The sequence below is a fragment of the Isoptericola sp. NPDC057391 genome (assembly GCF_042668085.1).
GTDB lineage: Bacteria > Actinomycetota > Actinomycetes > Actinomycetales > Cellulomonadaceae > Isoptericola.
In genome coordinates this window covers 43,051-50,183 of record NZ_JBHVBO010000013.1, presented here as the reverse complement: position 1 = coordinate 50,183, position 7,133 = coordinate 43,051, and the positions used below count along the sequence as shown (strand labels likewise).

The following is a 7,133-nucleotide window of genomic DNA, read 5'->3' as shown; positions in this document are numbered from 1 at the left end:
GGACTCGACCGCGGCCTGCAGTCCACGAAGCTCAGCGCCCTCGCCGCGGCCGGACTCGACCGCGGCCTGCAGTCCACGAAGCTCAGCGCCCTCGCCGCGGCCGGACTCGACCGCGGCCTGCAGTCCACGAAGCTCAGCGCCCTCGCGGCGGCCGGACTCGACCGCGGCCTGCAGTCCACGAAGCTCAGCGCCCTCGCCGCGGCCGGACTGAACCAGCAAGCACAGTCAGTCTTGGGCCGGTTCTACGCCGCGTCGTCGGCCCAGGAGGGGATCTCTCGATACCTCCATGGCATTCAAGGACTAGGGGGTCTGGCACGCCCCGCGTGGCTCGATGGGTTCAAGGAGATGGTCGAGCGGCGACGGCGCCAGCTCCTGCCTCAGAACCTCCACGACGTGGACGTCACGGTGGCCGATCTGAGCCGGCTTGCTGATGAGGGCATCACGCTGTGGGCGATCCCGAACCCCAAGATCGTGCAGCAGCTCGTCGCTGCACCGACCTACGGCGCGCGGCGCGAAGTCCTCGGGAGGCGAGGACGCGTGATCATCGATGACTGTGCGCAAGTTGCTGCCTACGCGGTTGGTGGTCGGTACGCGCCGCTGGCCCGCGAGCTCGAACAGGCCATCTCCGCAGAACGGGCAGGTTTTGTGGGGCCCGCGCTCTCGCACGTGGCGAGCATCTTGGACACCCTCATGCGTGACGAAATCGAGAGCCGCGCTGACATCGTGCGCCACAAGCCTACGAAGAAGCAGCCCGTGATGGATCACTTCGACGAGCTAGACCTCGGAACGGCGATGGTCTTCCGCCCGATCTGGTTCGCGTACCGGCCGATGTACACGCGCGAGGAGAGGGCCAGGTCGACGTCGTTCGCGCGGCATGCCGTTGCCCACGGTGTGACCGGAACTAGGGTCGTCAGCTTCCGCAACTTCGTCCAGGCCACGATGCTCGCCGCCGCCTTGATCAGTTTCCTTTCCTGGTGGACCCAGGAGAGGTGATGGCCGCTGCACCTGCTCGGGCGACCACCCGCACAGCTGGTAGAGGCGCGTGCTCGTGACGTGCGAGTTCCTCCCGTCTGAGTGGCGGTCCAGGGGTGTCGTGACCGAACCTGATGGGACGAGGATCCGCCAGATTGCGGGGGCTCAAGGCGCTAGCATCCGCTGGATGACGGCTTCTACCTGTCCCTCGTGCGGACGCGAACTGACCGCGCATGAGCGCGACGTTCGGTTCTCACTTCCCGATCCTGTGCTGAACCTCCCCGAGCGCGAAGAGACCGACGGGTTCTGGATGAGCGGTCCCTCCGCTTCGGAGTCGGTCATGATGCAGGTGCCCTCGATGGGTGCGTTCGTTCGGGCACTACTCCCCGTGCAGTTGACTGGCGGGTATTCCGTTCGATTCGGCGTCTGGGTCGGGGTGCATCCCAATGATCTCCAGCACGCCGCGAAGGTCTGGTGGAAGCCGGAGTATGCGGAATTGCGGCTCAGCGGTCGACTCGCGAACGCTGTCGAGCCGTGGGGGATGTTGGCGGCACCTGTAGAGCTTGCCGTCCTCGATCCTGATGTGTCTCCGTGGTGCGTAGGCAGCAGCGATGAGCTGCTCTCGGCCGTCCTTGGTCGCGAGTGGGATCACCAGTTGGTCTTGGACCAGCTTCCTGCCTGAACGACGGCCGTCCTTCCGAGGAATCCTGCATCAGATGCACGAAACCCGCGGTGAACTGCGGCGATCCGGCAAGGACTAGGAGATCTCTGGCCACGCCACGACAGGGCGGCAGGCGCCCCGACCTGAACAGACGCGGATCTCGTCGCGAGGTGCGGGTTCTTGCATCAGATGCAACTCGCACACGTTCGGATCCGATAACCCGCGCTATGTCGAATGGCGGTCCACCTATCGCCCTGACTAGCAGGAACCTCCGGCGGGGCCTCGGCCAATCAGTCCGCGTACTCCCGCCAGTCATCGAAATGGTCGTCCATCTCTGCTGCAGCGTCGCCGGGGTCCGGAAGATCGGGCAAGTCAATGGCTTCCAGTTCCTCGCCATCCAACTCCAGACCGCAGACCGGGCAACTCAGGCCGTCCAAGGCCCAATAGCCATACATGACGATCTCGCCATCGCTCCAATCTGCGTCAGCTTCAGCTGTCCAGCTCACCTGCGCGTCGTCCAAGCAAGCAGGGCACTGCATCGAGGCTTCGACGTCGCTGGCGTGCGCCGGACGACGTCTAAGCACTGTCAGCACCCCATCCCACGCTTGGTCCCCAACCTGCGCACGCAAACGACGAAACGCATCCCCCGCCTTCGCGACCTTGCCCTCCGCGACCGCCCGGACCTTCGTGGTGCTCGTCGCCACTCTTGCGGTCGCAGCCGACAGGTGATCCGCCCAGAAGTCGGCGGGGGTTCGCCGGAGGACCGCGACGGTTGACGACGCGACGACCGCCATATCGTCGAGAAGAGCTGTGCACTGGGTGGCCGTCAGTGGAATCGCCATGTGCACGGCTGCGTTCCGCGCCCGCAGCACACGGTCGGCGCGCGCCGTAGTATCGATCAGGCGTTGGTCTATCCGCGCTGCGACTCTCACCGCGATGCTGGCGTCTACGCTCGTCTTAAGCTTCGTCGCCGCTGCGACAGCTGGCGACTGACCTCTCGCATTCAATGCGAGGTCAAGCAAGTGATGGTGAGCATCGTTCTTGGTCAGAAGCCTCGCGTCGCATGCGGCCAGGACCGCTTTTGCGAGAAGTTCAACAACGCTGCCGCATCGGGTCGCCAGGTCGAGCGAGGCGTGCTCACTCAGCCCTGTACCTCCGAGCGACATCGCGGCGTGCGCATGGAACCTAGCGGCGTCGTAGAGGCGCTCGACATCGGAAGAAGGCTCAGTACCCACGCCGGGATTGTTCCAGAGTTTGGCGCGCCGTTCGCCCTGGTTCCAGGGTTCGCGGGGCAGAGGATCGCCCGTCGGCTCGTGATCCGGCGGGATAGAACGCGTCGAGCCGTGGCGCCAACGGGTCGTCGCTGAACTCGTTGCCGCACTGGGCAATCCTCGTACCCCCCAGAGCAACGTCGTCGTCGTCTCCCCGAGGCGACCTGGACGCCGCTGCGTGACCTTGGTTGCTCATCGCGCGTAGATGCTCCAGACGGGTGCGCCTTGTCGGTGGTCGGTGGTCGGTGCTGTGCTGACGGCACCGCATATCTGGCAACCGAGTGGGGCTGGACTGGATGGGCAAGTCGTCGAAGCCCTCCAAGTCCGCGCTGTCCAAGGCGGGGACAACGCGTGCGAGCTACGGCTTCAGCAAGCCCGCCAAGTCCAAGGCATGGTCGACTCTGGGTAAGGGGTGAACGCAGGAGTACCCGGTCCGACCGGTTCGGTCCTCCTGCGGCCTGACGAGACTCAGGCGACCTGCCCACCCACGGCGAGCGGCGGGAACTGACGGGCCACAGGTCCGGGTCCCGTCGGGGACGGGGAGGCGTAGGTCCGCTCCCCCACCAGCGCGTCGAGCGCGGCGGTAACGTCCGGGGTGTTTCTCAGTTCCTCGATGTAGTACTTCTCGGTCACGGCCGAGGCTGAGTGGCCGAGCACCTTGGACGCGTCGGACACCGAGAACCCGCCGTGCGCGATCGCCGTGCCCACCGTCGAACGGAAGAGGTGCGGGTGAACCAGCGCGGGGTTCATCCCGTACGCCTCAAGGGCCTTGTGGAGGGACCGGCGCATGTTGCCCGGCTGGATCGGCTTGCCGCTGCGTGATGCGAACACGAAGTCCTGCGGGTCAGCGTTCTCCGGCCGGATCGACAACAGGGCCCGGGTCGCGAAGCCGGGCAGCGTGATCCGGCGCTGGCCCGACCGCGACTTCGTCATGGGCTGGTAGACGACCTTGCCTTCGAGTTCGACCATCGTCGCCGCCACAGTGATGTAGGGCTGCCCTGCCAGGTGCGCAAAGTCGCCCCACCGCAAGGCCAGCGCCTCCCCGATCCGGATACCCGAGCCGAGCATCACGTCCACGCACACGGGCAACTTGCCGTCAGGACGCGGGCCTAGGTACTCCTTGCCATCGTTGCGCCACAGTCGTACAGCCTCCCGGACCTCCCGGACCTCCCCCACCGACAAGGCCCGAGGCTTCTTCTGGTTGGGGATGGCGGGCTTGTGGGTCTTGCGCGCCGTGTTGTCGCGGATCACGTCCATGCGCACGCACATGTCCAAGACCTGGCAGACCGTCTCACGGAGCAACTGCGCCTTGCGGTGATGCCCCTCTGCGACGATCTCGTACATGGCCTGCTCGATGCGCGGCACCGTCATCTCCCCAAGCCGGAGCCGCCCGAGCCGCGGTACCGCCTGCGCCCGCAAGATCCGCTCGTAACGAGCCACGGTCTGCGGACGGCGTCGCCCACCGCTTTGCGCATCCGTCTGGGCCTGTTCGAGCCACACACGCGCAGCAGACATGAAGTACGACTCACGCGTCAGGTCGCCGGCGACGACGCCCTCAGACCGTGACGCGATCCTCTCCTTGAGCTTCCTGTCGGCCAGCGCCTCCGTGCGCGCGGTGGCACGCACCCTGCGCGCGACACCATCGCTGTCTCGAATGTGCACCGAAGCCACCACGGTTCTGTTGGCCCGGTGAGTGAAGCTGATGTGGCCGTACTGCCCGACCTTCGTGCTGGGTCTGCCCGTAGCCATGACCCTGTCCTTCCACCGTCCCGAGACCTGTTCGGTAGGGACGAACGCGTCCTGCGTCTGGTGGTCAGTTGGCCCAGAACGCTTCGTCGTCCTTGATGGACCCGCGAGCCGCGGGCCTGTGTGAAGGCTCGACCTTCTGCGTCGGCACCTGCGCTTGCGCCTCGAGCCAGTCAGTGACGTCAGCGGGCCGGAAGCGGACATGCCTGCCCACCTTGAACGACCTAGGACCCTCGCCAAACTTGCGCCAACGATGGATCGTGTTCACTGGCACGACGAGGAAGCCCGCCAGGTCGTCGATGGACCACAGCCGCTCCGGCGTGGTGGTGTTGGTAGCCATAACCCCAATGTGCAACTGACTCGTCGCCTGATCCACCGCCCGGTACTTGACCGAACACCTCAGGGCCGGCGGTCGTCCTTGGACCGCTGATTCAGGGGCCTTCGCAGATCCACGTGCCGACGCGACATGGTGACGTCCCGCCCGCAGGCACAATGTGGAGTGTGTTCACGCCAGTCACGGAACTCGCCTGGCTCCTGCAAGGGATCGGACGTGATCGCGAGCGACGCCCAGGCTTGATGGCCCCGAGCCTGCACCCGATGCTGCTGGAGCTTCGCGCCTGGATCGACGACCCGCGTCCGTACGTCGGCCGGCACCACAAGCGCCCATGGTCTTCCCTCGCCAAGGACGTGATCCACGCGATCGACACCGTCGGGCCCGGCTTGCGGTCGAAGGTCCCCGACCTTGGCGTCGTACGTTCGTTGTTGCTAGATCCCGAGCCTGGAGCAAGCTCGCAGTGGCGAGCCGACTGCGGTCATGCGCTCGCGTCGGTCATACGCGAGCTGGAAGCTCCAGCCGCAGCGGTCGCCGCGTTCGACGACCTACACGCCGCGCTGGTGGACCCGGCCTGTAGTCACGAGGCAGTGGAGTCCCTGAGGTTCAACCTGGACGCAGCATTGCGGTGCGGCGGGCGCGCCCTCAGCACCGAGTCCTCCCGGCTCGCCGGCGTCCTGTCCGACGACGCGCTCTGGGTGGAGTCTGCACGTGCGGCCGTCTCGGGAGGCCCAGTCAGATCCGGACGGCGACCCAACGAAGCCGCCCACTTGCCCGAGGCCGACCGCCTCGCCTTGTGCCGTGACCTCCTGTGTCTCCCCGTTGCCCTGCGGACTCAGGTCGCATGGGTGTGCTTCGAACGTGCACACTGCCGCACACCCGACTGGATATTGCCCATCGGAGGTGTCACCTTCTTCGACGGCCCGACGCTCTCTTCGGTGCTCAGCGCGAGCGCGGCAGGCGAGGCGTTGGCCCATCTTCGGGACCGTCTCCCGGCTGAGCTGCTGGATAATCCGCAACTGCTTCAGCGGGCGCTCGACGTCACCGCGTTCAACGACGATCTCGAGGACTGGGTCTGGGTGCGCGTCGATCTCGGTGAGGGACCACTCGTTGCTCCATTGCAGCGGGCGCACCAGATTGCCGAGAGCCTCATCGACCTCGCCGCGTTCCACGATCTGGGCACTCATTGGCGGCCGATGGCTGGTGGCGTCCTCGTCGTCGACGGCGAGGTGTTGCATCGCCTCCCAGTTCACCGATCGATCGACCAGTCGGAGCACGGTCAGTTCTGGACGAGCGAGACGCTCAACGAGGTCGCGGCCGATCTCGCACCCCACGTTCCCGCGATCACAGACTTACTGCTGGAACTGCTCACCACGGCACGTACCGTTCGCCTCAACGCCGGCAACGACGCGAACAGGGCAGCACTGCTCGTGGACGTGCAGGTCATCGAGCTCGTCGCCAGCATGGCGCACGCATCGCACTGGAGCGTCCACTTGACGGAACAACTTGGGCCAACCTGGGCTCGGGAAGTACTGCTGGACGAACTCATCGACGCGTACCGCGAGCCGACAGAAGTTTGGGATCTCCGTGACGTGCCCGAGGTCGCGGTCGTTGACGACCTCTACGAGAGCATTCCTGGGGAACGCACCGGACGGCTGCGTCTCCGATTCGATCTGGCGCTGCGCCGGCTGCCGGCGATCTGCGACGCGTTGCCACTGCACGCGCCAGGCGCACGTCGACTGCGAACACTGCAACGCCGCCTGCTCACAACGTCGTCCGCTGGGCAGTGGATCGACGAGCTCACGAGGAACTACGACGCGGGGGTCGATCGCCTCAGGCGATGCAGGGATGCCGCCGCGCACGGTGGGCCGGCGAACCCGGACGTGGTCGCCTCAGTCCGAGGGTTCGCCAACTCCCAGGCAGCCCGCGTTACCAGCACAGCGATCTGGGCAACCGTCCGCGGCGAGAACATCCGCGAAGCTCATGATCGACCGCGAGCCCAGGACACCGCATGGCGCGCCACCCTCGACGGACCGGAAGCGACGCTCGACCTGCTGGTGGACGCAGAGATCTGAGTGCGATGAGCCGTGCGAGCCACACAACTGGTCGGGAGACGGTAGCCCAGGCACGAGGCACGAAACTCTGAAATCTC

At 66.1% G+C, this 7,133-nt stretch carries 6 protein-coding genes; 3 read left to right on the top strand and 3 right to left on the bottom strand.

Features of this window, described 5'->3' with window-relative positions:
- Positions 1-993, top strand: a 993-nt coding sequence (locus tag ACFUVW_RS03685) for a hypothetical protein (protein WP_430569998.1), incomplete at its 5' end; no start/stop codon positions are given.
- A gap of 166 nt (positions 994-1,159) precedes the next feature.
- Positions 1,160-1,654 (top strand): DUF2199 domain-containing protein, encoded by a 495-nt coding sequence (locus ACFUVW_RS03680; protein WP_430569997.1) that lies wholly within the window; start codon positions 1,160-1,162, stop codon positions 1,652-1,654.
- Between the two features lie 269 nt (positions 1,655-1,923).
- Here ACFUVW_RS03680 and ACFUVW_RS03675 read toward each other — a convergent pair whose 3' ends face one another.
- The 3 genes from ACFUVW_RS03675 to ACFUVW_RS03665 all read right to left on the bottom strand — a co-directional run bounded on the left by ACFUVW_RS03675 (position 1,924) and on the right by ACFUVW_RS03665 (position 4,990).
- The gene (locus ACFUVW_RS03675; RefSeq protein ID WP_430569996.1) at positions 1,924-2,868 is read right to left on the bottom strand and encodes a hypothetical protein; all 945 of its coding nucleotides are present in this window, start codon (positions 2,866-2,868) and stop codon (positions 1,924-1,926) included.
- A gap of 504 nt (positions 2,869-3,372) precedes the next feature.
- Positions 3,373-4,653: a tyrosine-type recombinase/integrase gene (locus ACFUVW_RS03670; protein WP_430569995.1), complete on the bottom strand. Its 1,281-nt coding sequence runs from the start codon at positions 4,651-4,653 to the stop codon at positions 3,373-3,375.
- Positions 4,654-4,717: 64 nt separating this feature from the next.
- Positions 4,718-4,990 carry a helix-turn-helix transcriptional regulator gene (locus tag ACFUVW_RS03665; protein ID WP_430569994.1) on the bottom strand — a complete coding sequence of 91 codons (273 nt, stop codon included), beginning with the start codon at positions 4,988-4,990 and terminating at the stop codon, positions 4,718-4,720.
- A 257-nt stretch (positions 4,991-5,247) separates the two neighbouring features.
- Between ACFUVW_RS03665 and ACFUVW_RS03660 the strand changes: the two genes are divergently transcribed.
- On the top strand, positions 5,248-7,056 hold the full coding sequence (locus tag ACFUVW_RS03660; protein WP_430569993.1) for a hypothetical protein: 1,809 nt from the start codon (positions 5,248-5,250) through the stop codon (positions 7,054-7,056).
- Positions 7,057-7,133: the final 77 nt, after the last annotated feature.

Bases quoted from the DNA above. Each gene is read 5' to 3' on its own strand.
- ACFUVW_RS03660 (WP_430569993.1), top strand. From the start codon at position 5,248: ATGCTGCTGGAGCTTCGCGCCTGGATCGACGACCCGCGTCCGTACGTC.
- ACFUVW_RS03665 (WP_430569994.1), bottom strand. From the start codon at position 4,990: ATGGCTACCAACACCACCACGCCGGAGCGGCTGTGGTCCATCGACGAC.
- ACFUVW_RS03680 (WP_430569997.1), top strand. From the start codon at position 1,160: ATGACGGCTTCTACCTGTCCCTCGTGCGGACGCGAACTGACCGCGCAT.
- ACFUVW_RS03670 (WP_430569995.1), bottom strand. From the start codon at position 4,653: ATGGCTACGGGCAGACCCAGCACGAAGGTCGGGCAGTACGGCCACATC.